The 25,751-nt window shown below is 65.2% G+C and carries 27 protein-coding genes; 13 read left to right on the top strand and 14 right to left on the bottom strand.

What is annotated here, in order from left to right; genetic code table 11:
* Window positions 1–44: 44 nt before the first annotated feature.
* The 6 genes from RX329_RS35430 to RX329_RS35405 all read right to left on the bottom strand — a co-directional run bounded on the left by RX329_RS35430 (window position 45) and on the right by RX329_RS35405 (window position 4,447).
* Window positions 45–347, bottom strand: a complete 303-nt coding sequence (locus RX329_RS35430; protein WP_085357864.1) for a copper-binding protein — start codon at window positions 345–347, stop codon at window positions 45–47.
* Window positions 348–363: 16 nt separating this feature from the next.
* The gene (locus RX329_RS35425) at window positions 364–819 is read right to left on the bottom strand and encodes a cupredoxin domain-containing protein (RefSeq protein ID WP_085383679.1); all 456 of its coding nucleotides are present in this window, start codon (window positions 817–819) and stop codon (window positions 364–366) included.
* 35 nt (window positions 820–854) lie between these two features.
* Window positions 855–2,192, bottom strand: a complete 1,338-nt coding sequence (locus tag RX329_RS35420; protein ID WP_317245057.1) for a copper oxidase — start codon at window positions 2,190–2,192, stop codon at window positions 855–857.
* A 13-nt stretch (window positions 2,193–2,205) separates the two neighbouring features.
* Window positions 2,206–3,627 carry a TolC family protein gene (locus RX329_RS35415; RefSeq protein WP_085357868.1) on the bottom strand — a complete coding sequence of 474 codons (1,422 nt, stop codon included), beginning with the start codon at window positions 3,625–3,627 and terminating at the stop codon, window positions 2,206–2,208.
* 9 nt (window positions 3,628–3,636) lie between these two features.
* Window positions 3,637–3,921, bottom strand: a complete 285-nt coding sequence (locus RX329_RS35410; RefSeq protein WP_018455708.1) for a hypothetical protein — start codon at window positions 3,919–3,921, stop codon at window positions 3,637–3,639.
* A 79-nt stretch (window positions 3,922–4,000) separates the two neighbouring features.
* Complete coding sequence (locus RX329_RS35405; RefSeq protein WP_085383678.1) at window positions 4,001–4,447, bottom strand: hypothetical protein; 447 nt, start codon at window positions 4,445–4,447, stop codon at window positions 4,001–4,003.
* A gap of 152 nt (window positions 4,448–4,599) precedes the next feature.
* On the opposite strand from RX329_RS35405, the gene RX329_RS35400 reads away from it, so the two are divergent.
* Complete coding sequence (locus tag RX329_RS35400; RefSeq protein WP_026233006.1) at window positions 4,600–5,865, top strand: MFS transporter; 1,266 nt, start codon at window positions 4,600–4,602, stop codon at window positions 5,863–5,865.
* On the opposite strand, the gene RX329_RS35395 is transcribed toward RX329_RS35400, so the two are convergent.
* Window positions 5,862–6,269: a DUF4864 domain-containing protein gene (locus tag RX329_RS35395; RefSeq protein WP_085357872.1), complete on the bottom strand. Its 408-nt coding sequence runs from the start codon at window positions 6,267–6,269 to the stop codon at window positions 5,862–5,864. The two genes, RX329_RS35400 and RX329_RS35395, sit on opposite strands and share 4 nt — an antisense overlap.
* 53 nt (window positions 6,270–6,322) lie before the next feature.
* Window positions 6,323–6,964, bottom strand: coding sequence for a TetR/AcrR family transcriptional regulator (locus tag RX329_RS35390; protein WP_026233005.1), 642 nt, complete (start codon window positions 6,962–6,964; stop codon window positions 6,323–6,325).
* A 242-nt stretch (window positions 6,965–7,206) separates the two neighbouring features.
* Between RX329_RS35390 and RX329_RS35385 the strand changes: the two genes are divergently transcribed.
* Genes RX329_RS35385 through RX329_RS35375 form a run of 3 tightly spaced genes read left to right on the top strand, consistent with a single transcriptional unit; the run spans window position 7,207 to window position 11,004 of the window.
* Window positions 7,207–7,704 (top strand): (2Fe-2S)-binding protein, encoded by a 498-nt coding sequence (locus RX329_RS35385; protein ID WP_085357876.1) that lies wholly within the window; start codon window positions 7,207–7,209, stop codon window positions 7,702–7,704.
* Window positions 7,701–8,762 carry an FAD binding domain-containing protein gene (locus RX329_RS35380; protein WP_085357878.1) on the top strand — a complete coding sequence of 354 codons (1,062 nt, stop codon included), beginning with the start codon at window positions 7,701–7,703 and terminating at the stop codon, window positions 8,760–8,762. The genes RX329_RS35385 and RX329_RS35380 overlap by 4 nt, the downstream gene beginning before the upstream one ends.
* A complete protein-coding gene (locus RX329_RS35375; protein ID WP_085357880.1) occupies window positions 8,749–11,004 on the top strand; it encodes a xanthine dehydrogenase family protein molybdopterin-binding subunit in 2,256 nt (751 codons plus the stop codon). Before RX329_RS35380 ends, RX329_RS35375 begins: the two co-directional genes overlap by 14 nt.
* A 42-nt stretch (window positions 11,005–11,046) precedes the next feature.
* On the opposite strand, the gene RX329_RS35370 is transcribed toward RX329_RS35375, so the two are convergent.
* Both RX329_RS35370 and RX329_RS35365 read right to left on the bottom strand, forming a co-directional pair.
* Window positions 11,047–11,199 (bottom strand): hypothetical protein, encoded by a 153-nt coding sequence (locus RX329_RS35370; protein ID WP_018455699.1) that lies wholly within the window; start codon window positions 11,197–11,199, stop codon window positions 11,047–11,049.
* A gap of 140 nt (window positions 11,200–11,339) precedes the next feature.
* Window positions 11,340–11,888, bottom strand: coding sequence for a cupin domain-containing protein (locus RX329_RS35365; protein WP_007600574.1), 549 nt, complete (start codon window positions 11,886–11,888; stop codon window positions 11,340–11,342).
* Window positions 11,889–12,037: 149 nt separating this feature from the next.
* Here RX329_RS35365 and RX329_RS35360 point away from each other — a divergent pair, with 149 nt between their 5' ends.
* Together RX329_RS35360 and RX329_RS35355 are read left to right on the top strand one after the other, a co-directional pair.
* Entirely contained in the window at window positions 12,038–13,366 is a 1,329-nt protein-coding gene (locus RX329_RS35360; protein ID WP_085350327.1) for an aspartate aminotransferase family protein, read from the top strand.
* A 69-nt stretch (window positions 13,367–13,435) separates the two neighbouring features.
* Entirely contained in the window at window positions 13,436–14,701 is a 1,266-nt protein-coding gene (locus RX329_RS35355; protein WP_085350328.1) for a D-amino acid dehydrogenase, read from the top strand.
* A gap of 106 nt (window positions 14,702–14,807) precedes the next feature.
* Here RX329_RS35355 and RX329_RS35350 read toward each other — a convergent pair whose 3' ends face one another.
* On the bottom strand, window positions 14,808–15,464 hold the full coding sequence (locus tag RX329_RS35350) for a helix-turn-helix domain-containing protein (RefSeq protein WP_018455696.1): 657 nt from the start codon (window positions 15,462–15,464) through the stop codon (window positions 14,808–14,810).
* A gap of 180 nt (window positions 15,465–15,644) precedes the next feature.
* On the opposite strand from RX329_RS35350, the gene RX329_RS35345 reads away from it, so the two are divergent.
* The 4 genes from RX329_RS35345 to RX329_RS35330 are packed head-to-tail and all read left to right on the top strand — an operon-like array spanning window position 15,645 to window position 19,114.
* Window positions 15,645–16,403: an ABC transporter substrate-binding protein gene (locus tag RX329_RS35345; RefSeq protein ID WP_018455694.1), complete on the top strand. Its 759-nt coding sequence runs from the start codon at window positions 15,645–15,647 to the stop codon at window positions 16,401–16,403.
* A 30-nt stretch (window positions 16,404–16,433) separates the two neighbouring features.
* The gene (locus RX329_RS35340; RefSeq protein ID WP_317245056.1) at window positions 16,434–17,087 is read left to right on the top strand and encodes an amino acid ABC transporter permease; all 654 of its coding nucleotides are present in this window, start codon (window positions 16,434–16,436) and stop codon (window positions 17,085–17,087) included.
* Window positions 17,084–17,815 (top strand): amino acid ABC transporter ATP-binding protein, encoded by a 732-nt coding sequence (locus RX329_RS35335; protein ID WP_018455692.1) that lies wholly within the window; start codon window positions 17,084–17,086, stop codon window positions 17,813–17,815. Before RX329_RS35340 ends, RX329_RS35335 begins: the two co-directional genes overlap by 4 nt.
* A 12-nt stretch (window positions 17,816–17,827) precedes the next feature.
* The gene (locus RX329_RS35330) at window positions 17,828–19,114 is read left to right on the top strand and encodes an NAD(P)/FAD-dependent oxidoreductase (protein ID WP_085357882.1); all 1,287 of its coding nucleotides are present in this window, start codon (window positions 17,828–17,830) and stop codon (window positions 19,112–19,114) included.
* A 2-nt stretch (window positions 19,115–19,116) separates the two neighbouring features.
* Here RX329_RS35330 and RX329_RS35325 read toward each other — a convergent pair whose 3' ends face one another.
* The 3 genes from RX329_RS35325 to RX329_RS35315 all read right to left on the bottom strand — a co-directional run bounded on the left by RX329_RS35325 (window position 19,117) and on the right by RX329_RS35315 (window position 21,353).
* The gene (locus tag RX329_RS35325; RefSeq protein ID WP_317245055.1) at window positions 19,117–20,706 is read right to left on the bottom strand and encodes a gamma-glutamyltransferase family protein; all 1,590 of its coding nucleotides are present in this window, start codon (window positions 20,704–20,706) and stop codon (window positions 19,117–19,119) included.
* 227 nt (window positions 20,707–20,933) lie between these two features.
* Window positions 20,934–21,110, bottom strand: a complete 177-nt coding sequence (locus RX329_RS35320; protein WP_162847226.1) for a hypothetical protein — start codon at window positions 21,108–21,110, stop codon at window positions 20,934–20,936.
* Between the two features lie 9 nt (window positions 21,111–21,119).
* The gene (locus RX329_RS35315) at window positions 21,120–21,353 is read right to left on the bottom strand and encodes a DUF6894 family protein (RefSeq protein ID WP_007606355.1); all 234 of its coding nucleotides are present in this window, start codon (window positions 21,351–21,353) and stop codon (window positions 21,120–21,122) included.
* A 206-nt stretch (window positions 21,354–21,559) separates the two neighbouring features.
* On the opposite strand from RX329_RS35315, the gene RX329_RS35310 reads away from it, so the two are divergent.
* The 3 genes from RX329_RS35310 (at window position 21,560) to RX329_RS35300 (ending at window position 25,682) form a co-directional block, all read left to right on the top strand.
* Window positions 21,560–23,632, top strand: a complete 2,073-nt coding sequence (locus RX329_RS35310) for a PQQ-dependent sugar dehydrogenase (RefSeq protein WP_085350474.1) — start codon at window positions 21,560–21,562, stop codon at window positions 23,630–23,632.
* Window positions 23,589–24,530 (top strand): SMP-30/gluconolactonase/LRE family protein, encoded by a 942-nt coding sequence (locus tag RX329_RS35305; RefSeq protein ID WP_026233001.1) that lies wholly within the window; start codon window positions 23,589–23,591, stop codon window positions 24,528–24,530. Before RX329_RS35310 ends, RX329_RS35305 begins: the two co-directional genes overlap by 44 nt.
* A 126-nt stretch (window positions 24,531–24,656) precedes the next feature.
* Window positions 24,657–25,682, top strand: coding sequence for a histone deacetylase family protein (locus RX329_RS35300; protein ID WP_018455686.1), 1,026 nt, complete (start codon window positions 24,657–24,659; stop codon window positions 25,680–25,682).
* Window positions 25,683–25,751: the final 69 nt, after the last annotated feature.

The following is a 25,751-nucleotide window of genomic DNA, read 5'->3' as shown; positions in this document are numbered from 1 at the left end:
GTGGAAGCGTCTGGGGCCGATATCGGCGGACGGAGGAAGTGGCCCTACTTCGCCTTCTCCATCCGGGTCACCGTATAGCCCGAAGTCGCCTCTTCGGCTTCGAAAGTCACCTTGTCGCCGACCTTCACCTGCTTGAGCACGGCCGGGTCCTTGACGCGGTAGATCATGGTCATGGGTTCATCCATGCCGAGGTTCTTCGCGGGCCCGTGCTTGAGCGTGATCTTGCCGGCGCCCTCGTCGATCTTCTTGACCTCGCCGCTGATCGCGGCGCCCTGGGCTGCCAGGGCACCTGTGGCAAGGCCGACGGCCAGCGCCAGCGCGGCGGCGATACGGATGATGCGGTTCATGGGAGCCTCCCTTGCGTTACTTCACGGTGACGTGGCCGACCATGCCGTAGTCGCGGTGGTCGGGAATCAGGCAGGAAAATTCGAACGTGCCGGCCTTGCTGAACTTCCAGAGGATCTCGGCTGTCTTGCTCGGCGCGAGCCTGACCCCGTTGGGATCGTCATGCTCCATGTGCGGGTGCTTCTTCATCTCCACCGCATGCGCGAGATTCTCCTTTGTGGTGGCGAGCAGGAATTCATGGTCCTCCTTACCGACATTGCGCAGCACGAAGCGAATCTGCTCGCCGCGTTTGACCTCGATCCTGGCGGGGGCATAGTCCATCTCGTTCAGCAGGATCTCGATGGTGCGCGCGGGCTTTTTGGGATCGCCGGGCTCGCCGGCCGAAAAGGTGCCGTGCCCGTGCTGGTCGTGGGCCAAGGCCGGCGCGGTGGAAAGCGCGGCCAGCGCGAGACCGAGCTTGATCGTCGTCTTCATTGGTAGCTCCAGTTGGTGGTGGTTCATCGAAACGCTCACATCTTCATGTTCTTCATCGGCGGTCCGCCTGGTTGTTGCCGCACGGGCTCCGGGGCCGGCGGCGTGACCTCGTAGGCGGCGGTGCCCTGCGGGAATTGGTAGGGGCCGGGATCGCGATAATCGTCCCGCGCGAGGCCTTCGCGGATCTTCATCACCGTGAACATGCCGCCCATCTCGATCGGGCCGAACTGACCGGTGCCGGTCATCATCGGCAGCGTGTTGTCGGGCGCGGGCATCTCCATGTTGCCCATCGCCATGCCGGTCGAGCCCATCGCCATGCCGTCAGGCGCGAGCTTGCCGACGGCCTTGGCGAGATCCTTGCGAGACACCCCGATCATATTGCGCATGTCGTGTCCCATCGCATTCATGGTGTGATGCGACTTGTGGCAGTGGAACGCCCAGTCGCCGGGGTTGTCGGCGAGCACGTCGAACACCCTGACAGCGCCGACCGGTACGTCCGTCGTCGTCTCCGGATATTGCGCGCTCTCCGGAATCCAGCCGCCGTCGGTGCAGGTCACCGCAAAGCTGTGGCCGTGCAAATGGATCGGATGGTTGGTCATGCTGAGATTGCCGATGCGCACGCGCACCTTGTCGCCGAGCCTGACCGGCAGCGGATCGATGCCGGGAAACACCCGCGCATTCCAGGTCCACATGTTGAAGTCGGTCATCTCGTTGACCTTCGGCAGATAAGTGCCGGGATCGACGCGATAGGTGCTCATGACGAAGACGAAGTCGCGGTCCACGGCCCGAAAGCTCGGGTCGCGCGGATGCACGACGACCATGCCCATCATGCCCATCGCCATCTGCACCATCTCGTCCGAATGCGGATGGTACATGAAGGTCCCGCTCTTCCTCATCTCGAACTCGTAGACGAAGGTTTTTCCCGGCTGGATGTGCGGCTGGGTAAGTCCGCCGACACCGTCCATGCCGCTGGGAATGATCATGCCGTGCCAGTGCACGGTGGTGTATTCGGGCAGCCTGTTGGTCACGAAGATGCGGACCTTGTCGCCCTCGACGGCCTCGATCGTCGGGCCCGGTGACTGGCCGTTATAGCCCCACAAATTCACCTTCATGCCCTCGGCGAATTCGCGCACCACGGGCTCGGCAACGAGATGGAATTCCTTCCAGTCGCCGTTCATCCGGAACGGCAGCGACCAGCCGTTCAGCGTGACGACGGGTCGATAGTCCGGCCCGCTGACGGGGTGCAGCGGCGGCTGCATCACGACCTTGTCCATGTGCGGGGCTTCCGGAATCGAGGCGGCCTGGGCGCGGCCGCTGACGACGGATGCGCCGGCGAGCGCGGCGCTACCCAAAAATCCTCGGCGGGAAAACATGTTGGCCTCCATGTCAGTGACCGCCATCGGCAGGCGCTGCCGCGGCGAGAGTGGTTGAATTGTCGCCGTCAGCAGGCGCGCCGCCGCCATTGACGGCGGTCTGCAAGTCGGATTGGGCAAGGAAAAATCTTTGCCTGGCATCGATTGCACCGCGCAGCGACGCGAGCCGCTGCCGCGCCTCGGTGAGCAGCGCGAAGATATCGACCTGCATGCTGGAGAAGCGGAGCTGCATCTCCTCGGTGATGATTTTTCGCAAGGGGATGATCTCGCGCTGATAGTGGCTGGCGATGTCGTAGCCGGAGCGATAGACCCGATAAGCATCGCGCGCCTCGGAGCGTACATTCACGGCGCGTTCGGTCAGCCGGTTGAAGGCGAAATTGTAGGTCTCCGCCGCCTGCCGCACCCGCACTTCTCCGCCGTCGAACATCGGGATCTGAAACTGCACGTCGAAGCCGCGCTCGCGGAACGGCGCGCCTTCCGGATCCCGGGTCCGGCGGGAGATGCCGGCAAGATCGAGCAGGGTCACGAAGCGCGTCGCCTCGGTGAGGTTCAGCGACTTTGCGAGCGCGCTCAGCTCGAGCCGCGCGATCTGAAGGTCGATGCGATGGGCGACCGCGTCGGCTTCGATCGACGGCAAAGCCTGCGGTCGGCGCGGCAGCGGCGGCAGCTGACTGGGCAGGCGGAAGTCGAGGCCGCCGTCCCACAGTCCCATCAGCCGGGCCAGCTTTTCGCGCGCGCTCGTCGCCGTCTGCCGCGCGGTGGCGAGGTCGGCGGTGGTTTCGGCGTAAAACACCTGTTCACGGGCCTGATCGAGCTTGTTGATCGAGCCGGTTTCGCCGAGCTTGACCGCGAGCTGCGCGGTCGATTCCGCCGTCGCCTTCGCATCCGTCAGCAATGCCACCATCTCGTTGCCGCCAACGGCGCGCCAATAAGCGCGGCGGACATCGGCGGCAAGCCGCAACGTCGCCAGGCTAGCTCGCAATTGCGCCTGGCGGAAACGGTCGCGGGCGATCTCCGAGCGGAACGGCAGGGAGGCGAGCGCGAGGATGTCGCCGACAATTTGACGCTCGATTTCGCTAGCGCCATTGCCCGAGATCCGCGAGACCGAGAACACGGGGTTGGGCGGCAGGCTCTGCTCGACGAGATCGGTCTCGGCCAGCGCCAGCTCATTATAGGCGGCCTGAAGCCCCTTGTTGTTGAGCAGTGCGATCTGCACCGCGGTCTCGGGGTTAAGTGTTCGCGAGAGCAGTTGGCGAACGCGCGCATCGACCGCACCGGCTCCCTCGGCCGTTCGCACGAAGGCGACATCCTTGTTGATGGTCTGGCTCGTCAGCTTCGAGACGGCATTCATGCCGCTGTCCGGCGAGAAGGCGGCGCAGCCTGCAAGTCCAAGCGAGGTGAGACCGAGCAGGCTTAGCGCGAGACGATGTGTCATGGCGCGCTCCTACCGGTCTTGCTTGAGCTGCGGCGCGACGCTCTCGTTGCGCTCGCGCCATGGTGCCGGCGTCGCGGGCCGCAGGCTGGTGTAGGGCGCAATCGTCGAACGATAGCCGGCGCGCGCGATCTTGGCCGCGGGATCGGCAGGATCAGCGCCAGCGACTTGTATCGTTGCCGGCATGCAGCCGGACAACGCCAAGGCCGTCGCGGCCAGCAGCGGCCAATTGAATCGAAAGTGTCGTCCCCGCGCCGCGGATGCAGCGGCGGACTTCGCCCCGGAAAGCGTAAGCATGAGTCATCCCTGATCTGTCTGGAGACCACAGGTGCGCGCGCGCGGATGCGCGCTCGGCCTGAGGTCGTCGCGCGTCAGATCAGGCGATCGGAGGGCGGTAGTGCAGGGGCGGCGCCGCGCTGCGCAGGCTGGCCACGATCTCGGGCGAGCAGGCGGAAACCGGCTGAAGCGGCTTTGCGACGCTGGGCAGGTCGGCCGGCAGCGCGCTCACGCACATCATCGCGCAGCACGGTCCCGCCGTACCCTTGCCGCTGTGATGATGAGGGGTGGGGGGCGCGTCCTGCGCGGCGCCCTGGTGATGCGCATGCGGCCCGGCGTGGTCATGCGAGGCGCCGTCATGCGTGTGGCCGGCCTGCATCTGGTGATGCACCGGCACGCGGTCGGCGAGAAGCGCGTCGTCGAGGCACGGTGCTGGAGCGCTACCCCAGGCGAGGCTTGCGGCCGGCGCGATCACGCAGAACAGATAGGCGAAGGCAATGAAGCGCCCCACCTTGATCCGCATCGATCGTGTCAATCGCAGCAACATTCCGCCGACATGCTCTCCGCGCCGCCGTGTTGCATGCGCTGATTTGCAAAATAATGACAAAACGCGCGTTCGCCAAGCTCCATCTTACCGCAGTGCACCGTGCATGCCCAATATCGCGCCACAATGGTTGACCCTGTGGTGATCCGCGGGCCATGGTCCCGCCCGTGCACGCACCAAATCAGTCAGGACAAACACCCGAAGCATTCACCCCTGATTCGCGTCAGGCCTGGATGCGCCTCGTCATTGCGCTTCTGATCGGCTCGATCGGCGGCGTCGGCATGTGGGCGATCGTCGTCATGATTCCCGCGGTGCAGGCCGAATTCTCCGCCACGCGCGGCGCGGTGTCGCTGGCTTTCACCCTGATGATGTTCGGTTTCGGGCTTGGCGGCGTCATCGCCGGCAGGATCACCGACCGCTTCGGCATCGTGGCGGCTATGGCGATCAGCATTGCCTTCCTCGGGGTCGCCAATGTGCTGGCGGGTCTGTCGACCCAGCTCTGGCAGTTCGTGGCGGCGTATTTCCTGATCGGGCTCGGCACGTCGGCGACCTTTGCGCCGCTGATGGCGGAGGCCTCGCACTGGTTCGAGCGCTATCGCGGCCTGGCCGTGACGATCGTCGCCAGCGGCAATTATGTCGCCGGCACGATGTGGCCGCCGCTCGTGAGCACGGGCATGCAGACGATCGGCTGGCGCTTCACTCATATCGGCATCGGCCTCGTCTGCGTCAGCCTGATGACCATCCTGGTGCTGGTCCTGCGCGCGCAGATGGGCGACGACAAGGTTCACGATCATGCCAATGCAGCGCCGCCGCGGGTCGACCTCAAGCTCTCGACCAACACGCTGACGGTGCTGCTCTCGATCGCCAGCATTTCCTGCTGCGTCGCCATGGCAATGCCGCAGGTGCATATCGTCGCCTATTGCGGCGATCTCGGATATGGCGTGGCGCGCGGCGCCGAGATGCTGTCGCTGATGATGGCCTGCGGCATCGTCAGCCGGATCGGCTCCGGCTACCTCGCCGACAAGATCGGCGGCATCCCCACACTGCTGATCGGTGCGGTGGCGCAAGGCTTTGCACTCGTGTTCTATCTGTTCTTCGACGGCCTGACCTCGCTCTATTTGATCTCCGCGATGTTCGGCCTGTTCCAGGGCGGCATCGTGCCGAGCTATGCCATCATCGTGCGCGAGGCGATGCCGGCGAGCGAAGCCGCAACCCGCGTCGGCATCGTGATCTTCGCCTCCGTGTTCGGCATGTCCTTCGGCGGCTGGGTCTCGGGCGTCATCTTCGATGCGACAGGTTCCTACGCCGCGGCGTTCGCCAACGGCGTGGCGTGGAACGCGCTCAATATCGGCATCGTCTTGACGCTGCTGATCCGCTCGCGGATCAATGCAGTCAGGACCGGTCCGGGTTTTGCGACCTAGACTGCCTGTCCCCCCTTCAGCAGCGAACAACCCGTGATCTTGTAGCTGCCGTCTGCCTGCTGCTCGAGCGTGTAGAGCGCTTCCCAGGCCTCGCCATTGGCATCGATGATATGGACGTGCTGGGCAATCCGGCTGCCCTCGCTCTTGCTGTCGCCAAATTCAAAGCTCTTGTGCCGGTACACCGGCGGGTAGCCGTTTTGCACCATGGACATGAAGATGTCGGGCGCGGGGAAGATCTCCTGGATCGCAGGAGCGGCGTAGGAATAGGCCCCGCGCGCGTCGTCACGGCCGAATGCCTGCTCCTGGGCGCGGATGATACTCTGTGCCGTCGCGACATCGTCGGCGCGCGCTGAGATGGGACCGAAGGCGACACTGAGAAAGACCAGCAAGGCGGCGATGCGCATGACAAGCTCCGCGTTGAAATCCCGGCGGCGCCGATCCTAGCACATCTCGAGGGCTATCGCTTCCGCTTTGCAGCCGGCTTCGCAGGCTTGGCGGACGCGCGGACCTTGGCTTTCATGGCAGGCTGCACCCGCAAACCGTCAACGAACACGTCGAGCATCCGCAGCACCGAGGATTGCCAGCCGGGCTGGTCGTGCATGTAGCACATGCCAAAGAACGCGCGCAGCAAGTCCTCGGGACTGACGTCCGCGCGCATCGCGCCGGCCGCGGCTGCGCGATCGAGCAGCGAGCCGATCGCCTTGGTCAGGCGCTCAAAGGAAAAGGCATGCAACTCCGACCCGCTCTGCACCGCGAGTGCCAGGGCCGCGACCATGCCCTTCTTGGTGGCAACGAATTCGACTCCTGAGCGCAGCCAGCGCCTGAGCGCGTCGACCGGGTCACTGGCGTTCTTCAACTGCTCGGCGAGCTCGCTGAGCTGCTCGACCTCGCGCCGGTACACCGCCTCGAACAAATCCTCGCGGGTCGGGAAATGCCGATAGAGCGTGCCGATGCCGACGCCGGCGCGTTTTGCGACGGCCTCCAGGCTCGCCTCCGGACCACCCGCGTTGAACACTGCCTTGGCCGCCTCGAGCACGCGCTCGCGATTGCGCACGGCATCGGCGCGGGGCTTGCGGGTCTGGTCGGTGTGCTCGTCCATCCAGGCAATGTAGATCACGAATTGGTTAGATTGAACCCTTGTGGGGCTGCATCGCGTTGATGCGCACGGGCTTTTGACGAATTCCAAATATTTCCCGCCGGCCCTTGTTAAGCGGAGGCTACCTCCGTATCTTCGCTGAAGACGTTTGGCTCGGATCATGTTCGGGCGGCGCGGAATCGACGGCGGCCACGGCGGTGGCGCGCTGCGCGATCACTCATGTCTATTCCTGATCGGAGCCTTGTATGAACCTCTCCATCAGCCTCACCGTGAACGGTGCGCGGCGCGACTTCGTCCTCGACGATCCGCGCGTCACGCTGCTCGATCTCCTGCGTGAGCGCCTCCACCTGACCGGAACCAAGAAGGGATGCGACCGTGGCCAATGCGGCGCCTGCACCATTCTCGTCGACGGCAAGCGCATCAACTCCTGTCTCGCGCTGGCCATCAGTCATGACGGCGCCGACATTCTCACCATCGAGGGCGTGGCGCGCGGCGACCAGCTTCACCCCGTGCAGGCCGCTTTCATCGCCCATGACGGATTTCAGTGCGGCTTCTGCACGCCCGGCCAGATCATGAGCGCCATCGGCATGATGAGCGAGGCGCAGGCCGGCAACGATCCCGAGCGCATTCGCGAATGCATGAGCGGCAATCTGTGCCGCTGCGGCGCCTATGCCGGTATCGTCGATGCCGTGCTCGACGCGCAGGCCGGCATGGACGAATCCAATCAGAGGCGCTCCGCATGAAGCAATTTGATTACGTCAGGCCGGCCACGGTCGCCGAAGCCGTCGCGGCCGCGACGCAGCCGGGCGCGGTCTATCTCGCCGCCGGCACCAATCTGCTCGATCTGATGAAGGGCGGCGTCAGCCGTCCGGATCGTCTGGTCGACGTTACCCATCTCGACGGACTCGATCGGGTCGAGCGCCTTGCCGACGGTGGTATCCGCATCGGCGCACTGGTGAGCAACGCCGATCTTGCGCATGACGCAGACTTTGCCAAGGCCTATCCGGCCGTCGCCGAAGCGCTGCTCTCCGGCGCATCGGCGCAACTGCGCAATGCCGCGACCGCGGGCGGCAATCTACTGCAACGGACGCGCTGTGCCTATTTCTACGACACCGCAAGTCGCTGCAATAAGCGCGAGGCCGGCAGCGGCTGCGACGCTCGCGACGGCGAGAACCGCACCCACGCCGTGCTCGGCTGGAGCGAAAACTGCATCGCCACGCATCCGTCCGACTTCTGCGTGCCGCTGGTTGCGCTCGACGCCATCGTCGAGATTGAGGGCAGGAACGGGCGGCGCGAGATCGCGCTCGACGAATTGCATCGCCTGCCCGGCGATACGCCCGAGCGTGAATCGGCGCTCGAACCGGGTGATCTCATCGTCGCGGTGCGCCTGCCGCCTGCGGCGCGGGGCTTTGCCGCGCATGCGCGCTATCTTAAGGTCCGCGATCGAACGTCCTACGCGTTTGCCGTCGTCTCGGCTGCGGCTGCGCTGCGGATCGAGAACGACAAGATCGTGGAGGCGCGGCTTGCGCTCGGCGGCGTCGCGGCAAAGCCCTGGCGCGCCCGCGCTGGAGAGGACGTGCTCAGGAACGTCGCGCCCACGGTGGACGCTTTCCAGGAAGCCGCCTCGCGCGCGCTCGCCGACGCAAGACCGTCGGGCGACAACGCCTTCAAGATCGAGCTCGCGCGCCGGATTGTCGTGCGCGCGCTGAGCCTCGCCGCCGCCGGTACGCCCGTGCGCATCCCCGCGCTGCCGGCCTCTCCCTTTGCCTCGACGTCCGGAGCCATTCATGCCCGAGCTTAATCTCACCAGCGCACCCGCCCATCTGCGCCATGGCTCGAACATCGGCCAGCCGCTGACCCGCCGCGACGGCGTCCTCAAGGTCAAGGGCCAGGCAACCTACGCCGCCGACAATCATCCGCCCGGCATGCTGTTTGCGGTGATGGCCGTCGCCAGCATTTCGCGCGGCCGCGTGACTTCGCTCGATGTCGCCGCTGCCAAGCGCCACCCCGGCGTCGTCGATGTCATGACGCCAGACCACAAGCCTGGGCTCGCGATCGATCCCGAGATCAAGACCAACCCCTTCGTGTTCCGGATGGAGGTGTTGCAGAGCAATGAGGTCCGCTACGCCAACCAGCCGATCGCCGTCGTGATCGCCGAGACGCTGGAGGCTGCGACGGAAGGCGCGGCGCTGCTGGCGCCGCGCTACGAGACGCTGCCCGCGCTCATCGGCCTCGATGCGGGTGAAAGCTTCGTGCCGCCGGTCGTCGGTGTCGGCAACCCCACGGAAAATCACCGCGGCGATGTCGAGGCGGGGCTTGCCTCCGCCGACAAGCGGATCGACGCGATCTACGAAACGCCGCCGCAATATCACAACGCAATGGAGCCGCATGCGATCGTGGCTGCCTGGAACGGCGACAGTCTGCACATCGACATGCCGACCCAGGGTCTCATGCTGTCGCTGGCGCGCGTTGCCGAATTGTTCGGCATCGCACACGACAAGATCCACATCCGCAGCCCGTTCCTCGGCGGCGGGTTCGGCTCGAAGGGGCTCATGGCCGGCCCTCCGGTGCTCGGCATTATGGCGGCAAAGCTCGTCGGCAAACCGGTCAAGCTGGTGCTGCGCCGTGAGCAGATGTACGGCCCGGTCGGCCATCGCGCGCCGACGCGGCAGCGGCTGCGCATCGGCACAGATGGCGAGGGGCGCCTGACCGCGCTCGATCACCATGCGAGGACCGTGTCGAGCACGTTCGACGATTTCTACGAACCCGCGGCTGATGCCTCGCACACGCTCTATGCGGCGCCCGCGATCCGCACCTCGCATGATGCCGTGCGCGTCAACACCGGCACGCCGTTGTTCATGCGCGCGCCCGGCGAGGCCACCGGCTCGATCGCGCTAGAGAGCGCGATCGACGAGATGGCGTGGGCTTGCGGCATCGATCCGCTCGCCTTTCGTCTGAAGAACTATGCCGAGGTTGAGCCCATCACCGGCAAGCCGTTCTCGTCCAAGGCATTGCGCGCCTGCTACGAGCAGGGAGCGGCGCGCTTCGGCTGGGCGAAGCGATCGCTCCAGCCGCGGCAGATGCGCGACGACGATGGCCTTCTGGTCGGCTGGGGCATGGGCACCGCGACGTTCCCGGCGCTGATGTTCCAGGCCGAGGCACGCGCAGTGCTTCGCCGCGACGGCTCCGGCGCCATGGAAATCGGCGCGCATGACATGGGGCAGGGCGCCTGGACGGCGCTGGCGCAGATTGCGGCCGACGAACTGGGGCTTGATATCGACCGCGTCGAGTTCAAGGCGGGTTCATCCGACCTGCCCGATGCCGGCATCGCCGGCGGCTCGGCACACACGGCAACCGCGGGTGCCGCGATCCACAGCGCAGGCGCCGCCGTGATTGCAAAACTCGCCGATCTCGCCACCAACGATGAGCGCTCGCCGCTGTTTGGCGCCGGCAATGCCGGGGTGATCGCGCGCGATGGCAGGTTGATCCGGCGCGACGACGAGAGCCGCGGCGAAAGCTACGCCGAGATTCTCGCGCGCGCAGGCGTGGCCGAGGTCGAGGCGCGTGGCACCGGCGCGCCGAATCCGGCGGCAATGGAGGAGTATGCGATGCATGCCCATGGCGCGGTGTTCGCGGAGGTGAAGGTCGATCCCGAGCTCGGCCAGGTCCGCGTCACCCGCATGGTCGGCGCTTTCGCCGCGGGACGCATCGTCAACCCGCGTATGGTGCAGAGCCAGCTGTTCGGTGGCATGATCTGGGGCCTGTCCTTCGCGTTGCACGAGGAAGCCATCACCGACCGCCGCACGGGCCGGATCATGAACGCCAATCTCGGCGAGTACCATATCCCGGTGAATGCCGACGTGCCGCCGCTCGACGTGATCACGGTCGATGAGCACGACCCGCACGTGAACGCGCTCGGTATCAAGGGTGTCGGCGAGATCGGCATCACCGGCAGTGCGGGCGCGGTTGCCAACGCGGTGTGGCATGCGACGGGCGTCCGTGTCCGCCGTTTCCCGATCCGGATCGAGGAGTTGCTGACGTAGCCTTTAAGCAGCGGCGGGCGAGGCCGTCTCGCTCTCCGCCTGCTAGTGCAGCTTCTTGCGAAGAGCCTTGAGCGCTTCTCGCTGCGACTCGATGTAGTTCGCGATGGCCTTGCGCAGCTCCTCCGAATGGAGCTTGTCGTTGTCGCGCTGCACTTCATCGAGTGCGGCCTCTGCATTTGCGAGCGTGATCTTCATAGCGAGCCCTGTTACGAAGCGGCTCCGGAAAGCGGAGGCTGCTTGGCTATGGCTCGAAATATATAGAGGATCAGGCTGCGGAAATTGAGATGGCTCAAGCTCCGTAAGATACCGGTGGCTCCGTAGGATCGCGGATAACTTCAAAATGTCGGCGGTGTGCAGGCCGAGATCACCTCGCACGGCTTGCCGCCGACGCAGCGGAAGCGATGCGGACGCCGGCTCTCGAAGTAATAGGCATCGCCCGGATTGAGGATGCGGCGCTCGTCCTCGACGGTGACTTCGAGCTTTCCCGAGATCACGATGCCGCCTTCCTCGCCGTCATGGACGAGGTGAACGCGCCCGGTGTCGCTGCCGGGCTCGTAGCGCTCCTTCAGAATCTGCAGGCTGCGACCGAACAGATTGTCGCCGATCTGCCGATAGGAGATCGGCTTCTTGCCGACCTCGGTCAGCTCTTCGCCGCGGTAAAATATCTTGCGCCGGCTCTCCGGCTCCAGCGCGAAGAATTCGGCGAGCCCCATCGGAATGCCGTCGAGGATGCGCTTGAGGGCGCCGACCGACGGGTTCATCTGGTTGGATTCGATCAGCGAGATCGTCGAATTGGTGACGCCGGCGCGCTTGGCGAGTTCGCGCTGCGACAGCTTCTGGCGCGCCCGGATGAATCGCAGCCGTCCACCGATATCGACGCTCATGTCCCTGTCCCGTGTTGCAGGTGTTGCGGATCGCGCAAATATGGACCGGCAGCCCCAGTTAAATCAATGGCTTGCAGCCTCTCAGAAAAGGACTTGTTGCGCTTTTCAAGCCGTGCCTCTGGTAGCAGGTCAGCAAAGGAGCGTGGCCCGTGACCCTTCATCAGATTCCGAACACCATCAAGACCGACTCGTTCTGGATGCCGTTCACGGCCAACCGGCAATTCAAGAAGGCGCCGCGCCTGTTCTCCTCGGCCGAGGGCATGCACTACACCACCGTCGACGGCCGCAAGGTGATCGACGCCTCCGCCGGCCTCTGGTGCGTCAATGCCGGCCACGGCCGCAAGCAGATCGCCGCCGCCGTCGAGCGCCAGCTGATGACGCTGGATTTCGCACCGTCGTTCCAGATGGGCCATCCGCTGGCATTCGACTTCGCCGAGCGTCTGGCCGAGATCGCGCCGAAGGGCCTCGATCGCATCTTCTTCACCAATTCCGGCTCCGAGTCGGTCGACACCGCGCTGAAGATCGCGCTCGCCTATCACCGCGCCAACGGCCAGGCGAGCCGCACCCGTCTGATCGGCCGCGAGCGCGGCTATCACGGCGTCGGCTTCGGCGGCACCTCGGTCGGCGGCATGGTCGCCAACCGCCGCGCCTTCGCGACCCTGCTGCCGGGCGTCGACCACATCCGTCACACCCACGATCTCACCCGCAACGCCTTCGCCAAGGATCAGCCCGAGCATGGCGCCGAGCTCGCCGATGATCTCGAGCGGTTGGTGGCCCTGCATGGCGCCGAGACCATCGCCGCCGTCATCGTCGAGCCAGTGCCCGGATCGACCGCGGTGTTGCCGCCGCCGAAGGGCTATCTCCAGCGCCTGCGCGACATCTGCGATAAGCACGGTATTCTCCTGATCTTCGACGAGGTCATCACCGGCTTCGGCCGCCTCGGCACGCCGTTCGCCGCCAACTTCTTCGGCGTCACGCCTGACATGATGACGACGGCCAAGGGCATCACCAACGGCACCGTTCCCTGCGGCGCCGTGTTTGCGAGCCGCAAGGTTCACGACGGCCTGATGGTCGGCCCGGAGAACGCGATGGAGCTGTTCCACGGCTACACCTATTCGGCGCACCCGGTCGCCTGCGCCGCGGGCATCGCGACGCTCGACATCTACAAGGATGAAGGCCTGCTGACGCGCGGTGCTTCGATCTCTGAATACTGGCGCGACGCGCTGCATTCGCTGAAGGGCCTGCCCAACGTCGTCGATATCCGCAATTGCGGCCTGATGGGCGCGGTCGAGCTGTCGCCGCGTGACGGCACCGTCGGCGTGCGTGGCTACGACGTCATGGTCGACTGCTTCAATCGCGGGCTGTACTTCCGCATGAGCGGCGATAGCTTTGCGCTGTCGCCTCCGCTCATCGTCGAGAAGAGCCACATCGACGATATCGTGTCGATCCTCGGCGATGCCATCAAGCGGGTGGCCTGATAATTGCTCTCGCCGTTGCCGAGTTCCTCTTGCAGCGGCGAGCGTGATGCCGCGGGAGTTTGACCAAGCGTGAAAGTTCTGATCCTCGGCAGCGGTGTCATCGGTGTCACCTCTGCCTACTACCTCGCGCGTGCCGGCCATGAGGTGACGGTTGTCGACCGTCAGCCCGAACCGGCGCTCGAGACCTCCTTTGCCAATGCCGGCGAAGTGTCGCCCGGCTATTCCTCGCCGTGGGCCGGTCCCGGCGTCCCGGTGAAGGCGGTCAAATGGCTGCTGATGAAGCACGGCCCGCTGGTGATCCGGCCGAAGCTCGATCCCGTGATGTGGGTCTGGCTGCTCAAGATGCTGCGCAACTGCACCAGCGAACGCTACGCGATCAACAAGAGCCGGATGATTCCGATCGCGGAATACAGCCGCGATTGCCTGCGCGACCTGCGCCGCGACATCGGCATTCAATATGACGAGCGCTCACAGGGCACGCTGCAGCTGTTTCGCTACCAGGCCCAGCTCGACGGCACCGGTGAGGACATCGCCGTGCTCAAGCAATACGGCGTGCCGTTCGAGGTGCTGAGCCGTGAGGGCTGCATCGCGGCCGAGCCGGCGCTGGCGGGCGTGAAGGAGAAGTTCGCGGGCGGACTACGCTTGCCGCAGGACGAGACCGGCGATTGTCACATGTTCACGCAGGCACTGGCCAAGCATGCCGAAGCGCTCGGCGTGCGCTTCATGTTCAATACCGGCATCGACCGCATCGTCACCGACGGGGCGCGCGTCAGCGGCGTCGCGACCAGCGCTGGGATGTTGCAGGCAGACGCTTACGTGCTCGCGCTCGGAAGCTGGTCGTCGCGGCTGGTCGCGCCGCTCGATATTTCGCTGCCAGTCTATCCCGTGAAGGGTTATTCGATCACGGTACCGATCAAGGACGCTTCCGGCGCGCCGGAATCGACGGTGATGGACGAGAGCTATAAAGTCGCCATCACGCGCCTCGGCAATCGCATCCGCGTCGGCGGCACCGCCGAAATCTCCGGCTTCTCGAGCCAGCTCTATGGTGCGCGGCGCGCCACGCTCGATCACTCGCTGACCGATCTGTTCCCGCGAGGCGGCGATCTCTCCAAGGCGACGTTCTGGAGCGGCCTGCGCCCGATGACGCCGGACGGCCCGCCCGTGATCGGCCCGACGCAATACGCCAACCTTCACCTCAACACCGGCCATGGCACGCTAGGCTGGACCATGTCCTGCGGCTCCGGCCGCGTGCTCGCCGACATGCTGTCAGGCAAAAAGCCGGACATTGATGTGAGTGCGCTGACAGTGGACCGGTACAAGTACCGGTTTGGCTAAGACTCTATCCTCCCGTCATTGCGAGGAGCTCTCGGGACGAAGCAATCCAGAGTGTCTCCGCGGTGAGAATGTGGATTGCTTCGCTTCGCTGGCAATGACGGCTGCGCTACGCCGTCCCCGTCACGCAATTCACCCACAGCACCACCGCCTTCGCGTCATTGGCTGGATTTGAAAACCGGTGCGGCCGACGGCTTGCAAACCGAAAACTGTCGCCCGTCTTCAGCGACCACGTCTCGCTGTCCACCGTCAGCATCATCTCGCCTTCGAGAACGAGGCCGGCTTCCTCGCCGTCATGGGTGTAGAGCTCGTCACCGGTGGAGCCGCCCGGCTCCAGATGCACCAGGAACAGGTTGAGCCGGTTGTCGGGGCTGGCGGGGCTCAGCAACTGCTTGGACACGCCGGTGCGCCAGAGCTTCAGCTCGGGCCGCTGCAGTCCGCGCGTGACCACCTGATCTGGTGCACCGTCGGCGTTCGGGCTCGCGCCGAACAGCGCGGCGATGCCGACGCCGAGCACGTCGGCGAGCGTGGCCAGCACGCGCAGCGACGGCGACGACAGTCCGCGCTCGATCTGGCTGAGGAAACCGATCGACAGCTCCGTGCGCGAGGCAACCGTCTCGAGCGAGAATTGCCTGATGCGCCTGAGATCGCGGATGCGGCGGCCGACCGCAACATCCATCGCCGGCTCGGCCGCTTTGGCGATAGCCCGGGCGGAGGCTTTCACCTTCACCTTCTTCACCGGCTTTGCGGCGGCCGGCCTGTGCATTCTCTTGCCACCGCTCACGTCAAACCGCTTCCTTCATGTGCATGAAAACCACTTGCATCGGCCGCAGAAGTGTGACCAAATTTTCATATTGGTGAAAATAGGCCGAAACGGCTTTGCCCGCAACGTCTGCGATGACGAGGTTTGCGAGCGCCGCCATCGGTCGGGCCCAAGGGGGATGCGATGAAGCGTTTTGGTCTGGCCGCGCTCGCGGCACTCGCGATTGCCGCAGCAGCGCCGGCCTCGGCGCAGCAAGTGCTGAAGGTCGGCTCGACGCCGACAGGCATTCCCTTCACCTTCCTCGACACCAAGACCAATAGCATCCAGGGCATCATGGTCGATCTCGTCACTGAAGTGGGCAAGGATGCCGGCTTCAACGTGCAGATCGAGCCGATGCAGTTCTCGGCCCTGATCCCGTCGCTGACATCAAGCAAGATCGACATCATCGCGGCCGCGATGTTCATCACAGCGCCGCGCAAGGAGGTCGTCGACTTCTCCGACCCGATCTACACCTATGGCGAAGGCCTCGTGGTCCCCAAGAGCGACACCAAGGCCTACGCCACCCAGGACGATCTGAAGGGCGAGACGGTCGGCGCTCAGGTCGGCACCGCCTTCGTCGACGCGCTGAAGAAGTCCGGCCTGTTCGCCGATGTCAAGGCCTACGACACCATCCCCGACATCCTGCGCGACGTGAACACCGGCCGCCTCAAGGCCGGTTACGCCGACTATCCGATCCTCGCCTACAATCTGAAGCAGGGCGGCTTCCCCGAGGTGCGCCTGGTCGATGGCTACAAGCCCGTCACCGTCGGTTCGGTGGGCATCGGCGTGCGCAAGGGCGAGGCCGCGCTGCTCGGCAAGATCAACGCTTCGCTCGCCAAGCTGAAGGCCAACGGCACCATCGACAAGATCCTCGATAAATGGGGTCTGAAGGCACAGGGTTGATCGGCAGAGGCCATCGATGAAAGCTGATCGATGAAAGGCTTCTGGCACGACGCGGCCGAATTCTTCCCGATCCTGATGAGCGGCGTCGCGCTGACGATCGTCGCCACCATCGGCTCGCTGCTGCTTTCGACGGTTCTTGGCCTCGTCTGGGCGATGATGCGGGTCTCCGGCATCCGCGTCCTGTCGCTGCTCAGCGCCAGCCTGATCAACGTGATCCGCGGCATTCCGATCATCGTGCTGTTGTTCTACCTCTATTTCGTGATGCCCGATCTCGGCGTTACCCTGTCCGCGTTGCAGGCCGCGATCCTCGGGCTCGGCATCGCCTACTCGGCCTATCAGGCGGAGAATTTCCGCGCCGGCATCGAGGCCATCGACAAAGGGCAGATCGAGGCCGCGCAATCGATCGGCATGGGCTGGTGGCTGACCATGCGCCGGGTCGTGCTGCCGCAGGCGGTGCGGATCGTGCTGCCGCCCTACGGCAACGTCATGATCATGATGCTGAAGGACTCTTCGCAGGCCTCGACCATCACGGTCGCCGAGCTCGCCCTTCAGGGCAAGCTGATCGCGTCCTCGACCTTCAAGAACACCAACGTGTTCACGCTTGTCGCGCTGATGTATCTCACCATGAGCATTCCGCTGATCCTGCTGGTCCGTCACTTCGAGAAGCGGGCCGGCAAGAAATGATCGAGTTGACCGACGTCCACAAGAGCTTCGGTGCGAACGAGGTGCTCAAGGGCATCACGGCGTCCGTCCAGAAGGGCGAGGTGGTCTGCATCGTCGGCCCTTCCGGCTCCGGCAAGTCCACCATCTTGCGCTGTATCAACGGTCTCGAAAGCTACGACCGCGGCGAGATCAGCGTCGAGGGATTGAAGGTCGACCGCGACGCGCCGTCGATCGTGAAAGTCCGCACCCAGGTCTCGATGGTGTTCCAGCGCTTCAATCTGTTTCCGCACCGGACGGTGCTGGAGAACGTGGTTGAAGGTCCGCTCTATGTGAAGCAGGAGCCACGCGCTGCCGCATTCGAGCGTGGCCGCGCGCTGCTCGCCCAGGTGGGCCTTGCCGAGAAAGCCAACGAGCATCCGCCTCAGCTCTCCGGCGGCCAGCAGCAGCGCGTCGCGATCGCACGGGCGCTGGCGATGCAGCCCAAGGCCATCCTGTTCGACGAACCGACCTCGGCGCTCGATCCTGAATTGGTCGGCGACGTTCTCGGCGTGATGCGCAAGCTCGCCGACGACGGCATGACCATGGTCGTCGTCACCCATGAGATGGGCTTTGCCCGCGACGTCGCCGACCGCGTGCTGTTCATCGACGGCGGCGTCATCGTCGAGCAGGGGCCGGCCAAGTCGCTGCTCAATCAACCCCAGCATCCGCGCACGCAGGACTTTTTGCGCCGCGTGCTGCATCCGCTCTGACCGGTCTTCGCCATGACCACGCGCCTGCCTCTGCCGCCGTCTCTCTATGCCGACACCGCCGTTGCGCCGGTGGCCACGCCGCCGCTCGAAACCGACAAGACGGTCTCGGTCGCCATTATCGCCGGTGGCTACACCGGCCTGTCCACCGCGTTGCATCTGGCGGAGCAGGGTGTCGAGGCACTGGTGCTGGAGGCGCAGGAGCCGGGCTGGGGCGCATCCGGCAATAATGGCGGTCACACCAATCCCGGACTGAAGCACGATCCCGATCAGATCGAGGCGGATTTCGGCGCTGAGCTCGGCCGCCGCATGGTCGCGTTCTCCTACGGCACGACGAACTTCACCCACGATTTGATCCGCCGCTACCAGATCCCGTGCGAAGCACGGCAGAACGGCACGCTGCGCGCGGCCTATAACGAGGCCAGCGCCGCCGCGATCGAGACAACCGCACAGCAGTGCATCGCCCGTGGCATGCCGGTGTCGTACCTCAATCGCGAGCAATTGCGCGAGATGACGGGCACGGATCGCTACATCGGCGCCATGCTCGATATCCGCGGCGGCGATCTGCATCCGCTCAGCTATGCCCGCGGCCTCGCGCGCGCCGCGATCTCCGCGGGCGCGAAGGTGTATGGCGAAACACCCGCACTATCACTCCGTCGCGAGGGCAGCCGCTGGCGCATCGAGACGCCGCGCGCGGTGGTGCATGCCGACAAGGTGCTGCTCGCGACCAACGGTTTTACCGACGATCTCTGGCCGGCGCTTCGCCGCACCATCGTGCCGGTGTTTTCCTCGATCGCGGCCACGGCCCCGCTCTCTGACGACGTGGCCCGTTCGATCATGCCGGCGCGTCCCGTCCTTTACGAGAGCGGCCACATCACCGTCTATTACCGCATCGATCAGCAGAACCGCCTCTTGATGGGGGGCCGCGGCCCGATGCGCTGGATCAGTTCGCCGCGCGACGTCGCCTATCTCATGCGATACGCCGAACGGCTATGGCCGCAGCTCAAGGGCGTGGCCTGGACCCATGGCTGGAACAGCCGGCTTGCCATCACCGCGGATCATTACCCGCATGTGCACGAGCCCGCGGACAACATCCTGATCTCGCTCGGCTGCAACGGTCGCGGCGTCGCGCTCTCGACCGCGATGGGCGCGCAGCTCGCGAGGCGTCTGATCGGCGGCGCCAAGGCCGAGCTCGACATGCCCGTCACCGGCATCAAGCCGATCCCGATGCATGCCTTCTGGCCGGTCGGCGTGACGACGGCAGTGATCGCTGGTCGCCTGCGCGACCGGTTGGGGATCTAGGCTCAGCCCTCCGCCACCGCGTCGGCCCAGGGCTGGAAGATCTCGACCGCGCCGGAATTGGTGTCACCGTCGCGCATCACGACGCTCGGGCAGGCGAACTTCTGCGGCAAGGACTGCACCCGCGCTTCCTCATAGTCGAATCGCGCCGCGAGCGCCTCGCGTGTGTCCGCCGGCAGCCTGGTATCGCCGATCACGATGGCGCCTTCGCTGGCGTCGATGCGCGGTTGGTGGATCGCGGCATCGAGATCCATGCCGAAATCCATCGCAAACGACACGATCTGCATCACCGACGGGAGGATGCGGCGACCGCCGGAGGCGCCGACCGCGAGCCGTCTGCCGTCCTTGGCCTCGGCGATGACGGGAGTGTAGTTGGTGAGACAGCGCTTGCCAGGGGCGAGCGAGTTGGTGGTGCCTGGCTTCGGGTCGAACCACATGATGCAGTTGTTCATCGCGATGCCGGTGTGCGGCGTGACGTATTTCGAGCCGAAGGATGACAGCAGCGTCTGCGTCACCGCCGCGATATTGCCGTGGCGGTCGACCACGGAGAAGTGCGTGGTGCAGGCGGGCGCCAGATATTCCGCGCCGAGCGAGCGCTTGCCGTCGGCATCGCCCATATCCTTGAGCCGCTCGCGATAGGCCGATTGCAGCGCGGCGGCATATTCGGCATAGGCGGCCGCGTCGGGCGCGCTTCCCGGCTTCAGGTTCTGCTGCAACAGGCGCAGCGCATGCGCCATTGTCGGTCCGGCTGTGAGTTCCGGCGTCGCAAACACGTTGCCGCCACGATAGGGGATCGCCAGCGGATCGCGCAGATGGGCTCGGAACGCGGCGAGGTCCTCCACCGACAGCGCGCCGCCGTCAGCCTTGATGTCGGACGCGATGCTCCTGGCGAGGTCGCCCTGGTAGAAATCGCGCGGACCGGCGTCGGCGAGGTGCGCCAGTGTCGCCTTCAGCGTGTCCAGCGGCAGCCGCGTCTCGGACTTGATGCCCCACGGCGCGCTCGGCGGGAGGCCGTCCTTCAGGAACGTTGTCGCGCTCGCGGGATAGCGCCGAAGATCGGACGCCGATGCCGCGATCGTCAGCGTGGTCCACCAATCGACCAGCAGGCCTTCGCCGGCGAGGGCGACGGCCGGCGCGACCAGATCGTTCCACGGCAGCCTGGCATGACGGCGATGCGCCTCCTCCATGCCGGCGACGACGCCGGGCACGGCGATCGAGCCGGGGCCGTGGATGTTGCGGTCGTCCTTCACCCGCTGCCAGGGAAACAGGTCGGAAGCCGCGCCTTCGCCGCTGAGCGGATAGTCGGCGGCGCGCAGGCTTTGCGGCGCGCACATGCCGTAGTCGATCACCTCGTAGAGATTTTCCGCGGCACGGTAGAGCACCATCGCGCCGCCGCCGCCCATGCCGCTGTTCCAGGGCTCCAGCACGTTAAGCGCGAAGGTGGTGGCGACGATCGCGTCCACACAGTCGCCGCCCGCCGCCAGCACTTGCGCCCCCACTTCGGCCGCCCGCCGCGATTGCGCGGCGACGATGCCGCCTTTGGATGTGACGGCGGGCTTGCGGACGGTTTGGGTGTGGCTGAACTGGTGCGGCATGATGATGTCTGTGTGCTGTCTTCGGTTTGGCTTCGTTGCGCTGAGCTCCGCGAAGAATGGCACATCGCCCCCATCGAGAACATCGAAAGGGCGACGCGGCATGGCTGGTGTGTAACAGCGGGGGTGGCGCAGTCGGCAAGACGTAGATGCCAAGACGAGAAAGCCCGGGACAGGCCCGGGCATGACGAGTTATGAGACCGATCAGTGGGAAGCGGAAGCCGCAGGGCTCAGCGCGCGCGATCCAGCCGGCTGGCCTGATACCTGGCGTGCCATTTCGGGCCAGGCCCGCGCATGTAGTGGAGCTCGGGGCGGTAGGGATTGCCCGCGATCCGGATCAGCGTCAGCCATTTGCTGGCGATGAAGTTCAGGGGCTGGCGGAACAGGGTCAGTGACGCGAGCAACATGGCATCACCTCAGTGCGGCTTGCCGAGCATGGCAGTGAAGGGGAGGTCGAAGATCTCCTCGCCGTCGGAGCCGCTGACATGGATTACCCAGTCGCGCCAATCCTCAGCGCCGGGCGTCAGGATCATCGCGTTCATGATCTGGGCGGCACGGTCGCGCGCCTCGGTCAGGTTGGTCACGGCTGTGCCGCTGCGATCGATCAGCGTGCCGTCCAAGTTGGAGCAGTGAAAATAGACCTGGACCATATGCGTCTCCTATTGGGAGCGATTGGGACGGCAAACCGATACCATTCCAAGCCTTCGCGAAACATTCGGGTCGAGCCCGGTAAGGGAATCTACGGAGATTGGTCGGCGCCAAGCCCCCTGCTGGTTTGATCACAAGGGGGTGTTGATCAACTGGACGGCGTTCCCGCGGCATGGAACAACCCTGGACGGAACGTCCGGGAGGCGCCGTGAACCACCTCACATTTTGGCGTGAAAGCCGAAGCCTGCGCGCATGCACGGGCGCCTTGGTGGTCCTCCTGACCCTCGCCTCGGTAGGCTCATCAGAACCGGTCCGCAAGAGCGGCTATGCGATCGGCACGGAGACCTGCGGCAGCGCCGATCTCGCCTTTCCCAGAATCCAGATCGACATGAAGGCGGGATTTTGCGCTGGCCTCGTCGCCAGCGAGGAGGATCGGCTGAAATTCCCGCGCTCGATCATCCAGGTGCCCGGTCGTGACCTGTTCGTGGTCGCCGACATGGCGGGCTGGGGCCATACCGATGGCCGGCTGCTGTTGCTCGACCCGCGGGCACCCCAGGGACAGCGGTTCAAGGAGTTGCTGACTGCAATCGAATATCCGTTCGGCCTCGCGATCGGCCCGGACAAGAAGCTCTATGCCTCGAGCGCGGAGACGATCTTCCGGTTCGATCCGCTCGCCGACAATCCGCGCGACACGGTCGAGACCGTCGTCCGTCACATGCCCGGCCGCCGGATCACATTGCCCGACGGCAAAAAGCTCGACGAGAGCGCGCATCCATTCAAGCAGTTTGTCTTTGATAAGAACGGCCGGCTGTTCGTCAATGTCGGCTCGCACAGCGACGACTGCATCACGCCGGCGCCGATCACGAGACCTTGCGCGGCGGCCGAGGGCGTTTCCGCAATGGCGTCGATCTGGCTGTTCACGCCGCCCCCGGGCGGTATCTTCCCGGCGTTGAAGCCTGGCGAACCCGACCCGCCGCACGGTGTCTATGCGCGCGGCCTGCGCAACTCGATGGCGCTGGCGCTGCATCCGAACTTCCCTGATGCGGGCTATGCCTTCCTGCAAGGCGAGAACGGCCGCGACCTGCCTGACATTTTCAAGCCGAACGAGGAGATCAACGCGATCGAGCAGGGCAGGCATTACGGCTGGCCCTATTGCTACGATTTGTCGACGCCGAGTCTCGAATTCAGGATCGTATTGCGGTCGGGGGTCTACAAATCGCTGTGCACCGCCAACGCTCTCTACAAGGCGCCGTTCTCGCTGCTGCCGCCGCACGGCGCGCCGCTCGCGATGCTCTATTATCGCGGCGCGAAATTTCCGGAGCTCGAGGGCAAGCTGCTGGTCGGCCTGCATGGCTATCGCCCGACCGGCAGCCGCGTCATCGTCTATGACGTCGACGATCACGGCTTCCCGAAGCCCGCCCCGGCGCCGGTACGCTATCATGTCAGTTGCGCGGCCGATCCGACCCACAGCTTTCAGACCGAGGCCGGCGCCGTCGCCGCCGCGCCGTTCGAGGAGCTGATCGCAGGCTGGCACCGCGTCAACGGCGCGCGGCCGCAAGGTGCGCCGGTCGGCATGACGGTCGCGGAGGACGGCGCAATCTGGCTGGTCGAGGACAAGAACCAGACCGTGATCCGGATCGACCGCGCCGCGGGCGATGCGCCGTCGCCGCTGCCCTGCGACGTGCGTAGCCAGGCGCTGATCGAGCAACTGGCGGTCTTCGTGGCCAGGGACGCGCAGAACAGCGTCCGGCTCACCAATTTGCGCAAGGGCCTCGTCGAAAAGCACTGCGTCGGCTGTCACTCGGATTTCGGCCTGAAGCCGGGCCTATCGGACGCTCAGAAGGACGCGACGGTGCTTCGCTTCATGCTGTCGCAGGATGGCTGGATCTATCCTGGCGATCCCGATTCCGGAAAGTTGCGCACGCGGCTTCGTGGGTTGGGCGCGGAGAAACTGATGCCGCCGGGTGGCGACGGCCTGCCGAAGGCCGAACCCGGTTACACGCGCCTGCTCGACACGGCGGATCTGCTGGTGTCAAGAATGGTTCCAGGCATCCGGATGCGGATCAAGTCCGGCCCGCCGCAGCGCAAGTTCTTTGGCAAAACGAACAAGGAATGCGGCGAAATACCGGCTGCCAAGGTCGTCGTCGTGACACAAAGGAACGCTGTAGACAAACCCGGTTTCAGCCGCTTCTTCCGACCGGCCGATGCCTATCTGAATGGCGAGTGCAGCGACGGCGATGGCTATTACATCCGGCAGGAATTTCTGGTGCCTGTGCAGTAGCGTTGTTCTCGTCCTTGCGACGGCACCGGCCCGAGCGGAAACGAAACTGTTCGAAAGCGTGCAGGTGACGCCATCAGGCGAATACACGTTCGGCATCGAAGGGCCGGCCGCCGATCTCGACGGCAATCTCTTCGTCGTCAATTTCGGCAAGCCCGGCACCATCGGCAAGCTGCCCGTCGGCGGCACGGCGTCCGAGCCGTTCACGGCGCTGCCCGAGGGCAGCGTCGGCAATGCCATCCGCTTCGCGCGCGACGGCACCATGTTCATCGCCGACTACAAGAAGCACAACATCTTCGCGATCCCGAAGGGATCGACCGAGCCCGCCATCTGGTTTCACTCCGACGAGATGAACCAGCCCAACGACATCACCATCGCCCGCGACGGCACGATCTACGCGAGCGATCCGAACTGGAAAGGTCGCGAAGGCCACATCTGGCGCATCGCGAAGGGAGCCGACGGAACGGTGCAGGGACAGCTGATGTCGGCGCCGCGCGCGATGGGCACGACCAACGGCATAGATCTCAGCCCTGATGACAAGACGCTCTATGTCGGGGAATCCAGCAGCGGCCAGATCTGGTCCTATACGGTCGCCGGCAACGAGCTCACCAGTCCAAGACTCGTCAAGGCATTTCAGCCCGACACTGTCGACGGCCTGCGCACCGACATCGCTGGCCGTCTGTATGTTGCGCGCATCCTCAAGGGCACGATCACGTTGATGAAGGCCAATGGCGCGGTGGAGCGGGAGATCACGCTGAGAGCCAAGGAGCCGACCAACCTCGCCTTCGGAGGCCACGACGGCAAGACGATCTTCGTCACTCAGCGTCAGGGCGGCTTCGTCGAGTCCTTCCGCACCGACCAGCAGGGCCGCGAGCACTGCCTTCAGCGCGGGCGCTGCTGAGCTTCACGAGGGATCTGCTTCCGGCGCAGGGCGGTGCGACAGGGGCGGCATTCTTCTTGCTTGCATCTCGCCGCCGCGGGGATTTAGACATCTGTGGCACCCTCAAAGCGACCACGGAGTGTTCGAGTGAAAGCCGTCCATACCGAGCTGCATCGCAGCCACGATCCGCAATTCTTCCTGGTTCGCGGTGTGGTCAAGCGCACCACCGAGCAGCCCGAACGTGCCGACCGCCTGCTCAAAGGGCTCAAGGACGGCAAGCATCAACTGGTCGAGCCGACCACATTCGGGCAGGGACCGCGTGCGCGCATCCACAGTCCGGAATATCTGTCGTTCCTGAGCGAGGCCTGGGAGGCCTGGACCGCGCTCGGCGATTCCGGCCCGGAGATGATCGGCAATATCCATCCGGTGCGCCATGCCGCGACTTATCCCACCCATATCACCGGCAAGCTCGGCTGGCACACCGCCGACACCGCGGCGCCGATCGGCCCGGGCACCTGGGCTGCGGCCTGCGCTGCGACCGACGTCGCGGTCACCGCGGCACAGATGGTGATGGACGGCGAGGATGCGACCTATGCGCTCTGCCGGCCGCCCGGCCATCACGCCTATCGCGACATGGCCGGCGGCTTCTGCTTCCTCAACAACAGCGGGATCGCGGCGGCGCATCTGCGGCAGAGGCACGAGCGTGTCGTGATCCTCGACGTCGACGTCCATCACGGCAACGGCACGCAAGGAATCTTCTACGCGCGGCCGGATGTCTACACGGTCTCGATCCATGCCGATCCCGTCGCGTATTATCCTTACGTGTGGGGCTATGCGCATGAGCGCGGCGAAGGTCCCGGCCTTGGCACAAATCTCAACATTCCCCTGGCGATCGGCACCGGCGATGACGGCTACATCCAGGCGATGGACGTCGCGCGCAAGGCGATCGAGTCCTTTGCGCCCGGCGCCCTCGTCATCGCGCTCGGCCTCGACGCCTCCGAGCACGATCCGCTCAAGGGTCTCGCCGTCACCACGCCGGGCTTCCGCCGCATCGGACAGGCCATCGCGAAGATGGGCCTGCCGACCGTGTTCGTGCAGGAGGGCGGCTACCTCTCGGACATCCTCGGCGCGAACCTGACCTCGGTGCTGGCCGGCTTCGAAGAGGCGCGCTGATTCTCGCTGAGTAGCCCATCATTCTCCGTCATTGCGAGGGTAGCGAAGCAATCCAGAATCTTTCCGCGG

Source organism: Bradyrhizobium sp. BWC-3-1, from assembly GCF_032917965.1.
GTDB classification, from domain to species: Bacteria; Pseudomonadota; Alphaproteobacteria; order Rhizobiales; family Xanthobacteraceae; genus Bradyrhizobium; species Bradyrhizobium canariense_D.
Note: the sequence above shows the minus strand (reverse complement) of the source record. Positions and strands in the feature narration are given on the sequence as shown.

What these genes read in the sequence shown, in the direction of transcription:
- RX329_RS35400 (WP_026233006.1), top strand. Translation starts at nt 4,600, where the DNA reads ATGGTCCCGCCCGTGCACGCACCAAATCAGTCAGGACAAACACCCGAA.
- RX329_RS35370 (WP_018455699.1), bottom strand. Translation starts at nt 11,199, where the DNA reads ATGAAGATCACGCTCGCAAATGCAGAGGCCGCACTCGATGAAGTGCAG.
- RX329_RS35425 (WP_085383679.1), bottom strand. Translation starts at nt 819, where the DNA reads ATGAAGACGACGATCAAGCTCGGTCTCGCGCTGGCCGCGCTTTCCACC.
- RX329_RS35325 (WP_317245055.1), bottom strand. Translation starts at nt 20,706, where the DNA reads ATGCCGCACCAGTTCAGCCACACCCAAACCGTCCGCAAGCCCGCCGTC.
- RX329_RS35340 (WP_317245056.1), top strand. Translation starts at nt 16,434, where the DNA reads ATGAAAGGCTTCTGGCACGACGCGGCCGAATTCTTCCCGATCCTGATG.
- RX329_RS35335 (WP_018455692.1), top strand. Translation starts at nt 17,084, where the DNA reads ATGATCGAGTTGACCGACGTCCACAAGAGCTTCGGTGCGAACGAGGTG.
- RX329_RS35385 (WP_085357876.1), top strand. Translation starts at nt 7,207, where the DNA reads ATGAACCTCTCCATCAGCCTCACCGTGAACGGTGCGCGGCGCGACTTC.
- RX329_RS35390 (WP_026233005.1), bottom strand. Translation starts at nt 6,964, where the DNA reads ATGGACGAGCACACCGACCAGACCCGCAAGCCCCGCGCCGATGCCGTG.
- RX329_RS35395 (WP_085357872.1), bottom strand. Translation starts at nt 6,269, where the DNA reads ATGCGCATCGCCGCCTTGCTGGTCTTTCTCAGTGTCGCCTTCGGTCCC.
- RX329_RS35420 (WP_317245057.1), bottom strand. Translation starts at nt 2,192, where the DNA reads ATGTTTTCCCGCCGAGGATTTTTGGGTAGCGCCGCGCTCGCCGGCGCA.
- RX329_RS35305 (WP_026233001.1), top strand. Translation starts at nt 23,589, where the DNA reads ATGGCTATTACATCCGGCAGGAATTTCTGGTGCCTGTGCAGTAGCGTT.
- RX329_RS35375 (WP_085357880.1), top strand. Translation starts at nt 8,749, where the DNA reads ATGCCCGAGCTTAATCTCACCAGCGCACCCGCCCATCTGCGCCATGGC.
- RX329_RS35430 (WP_085357864.1), bottom strand. Translation starts at nt 347, where the DNA reads ATGAACCGCATCATCCGTATCGCCGCCGCGCTGGCGCTGGCCGTCGGC.
- RX329_RS35350 (WP_018455696.1), bottom strand. Translation starts at nt 15,464, where the DNA reads ATGCACAGGCCGGCCGCCGCAAAGCCGGTGAAGAAGGTGAAGGTGAAA.
- RX329_RS35380 (WP_085357878.1), top strand. Translation starts at nt 7,701, where the DNA reads ATGAAGCAATTTGATTACGTCAGGCCGGCCACGGTCGCCGAAGCCGTC.
- RX329_RS35345 (WP_018455694.1), top strand. Translation starts at nt 15,645, where the DNA reads ATGAAGCGTTTTGGTCTGGCCGCGCTCGCGGCACTCGCGATTGCCGCA.
- RX329_RS35365 (WP_007600574.1), bottom strand. Translation starts at nt 11,888, where the DNA reads ATGAGCGTCGATATCGGTGGACGGCTGCGATTCATCCGGGCGCGCCAG.
- RX329_RS35410 (WP_018455708.1), bottom strand. Translation starts at nt 3,921, where the DNA reads ATGCTTACGCTTTCCGGGGCGAAGTCCGCCGCTGCATCCGCGGCGCGG.
- RX329_RS35320 (WP_162847226.1), bottom strand. Translation starts at nt 21,110, where the DNA reads ATGTTGCTCGCGTCACTGACCCTGTTCCGCCAGCCCCTGAACTTCATC.
- RX329_RS35415 (WP_085357868.1), bottom strand. Translation starts at nt 3,627, where the DNA reads ATGACACATCGTCTCGCGCTAAGCCTGCTCGGTCTCACCTCGCTTGGA.
- RX329_RS35315 (WP_007606355.1), bottom strand. Translation starts at nt 21,353, where the DNA reads ATGGTCCAGGTCTATTTTCACTGCTCCAACTTGGACGGCACGCTGATC.
- RX329_RS35330 (WP_085357882.1), top strand. Translation starts at nt 17,828, where the DNA reads ATGACCACGCGCCTGCCTCTGCCGCCGTCTCTCTATGCCGACACCGCC.
- RX329_RS35405 (WP_085383678.1), bottom strand. Translation starts at nt 4,447, where the DNA reads ATGTTGCTGCGATTGACACGATCGATGCGGATCAAGGTGGGGCGCTTC.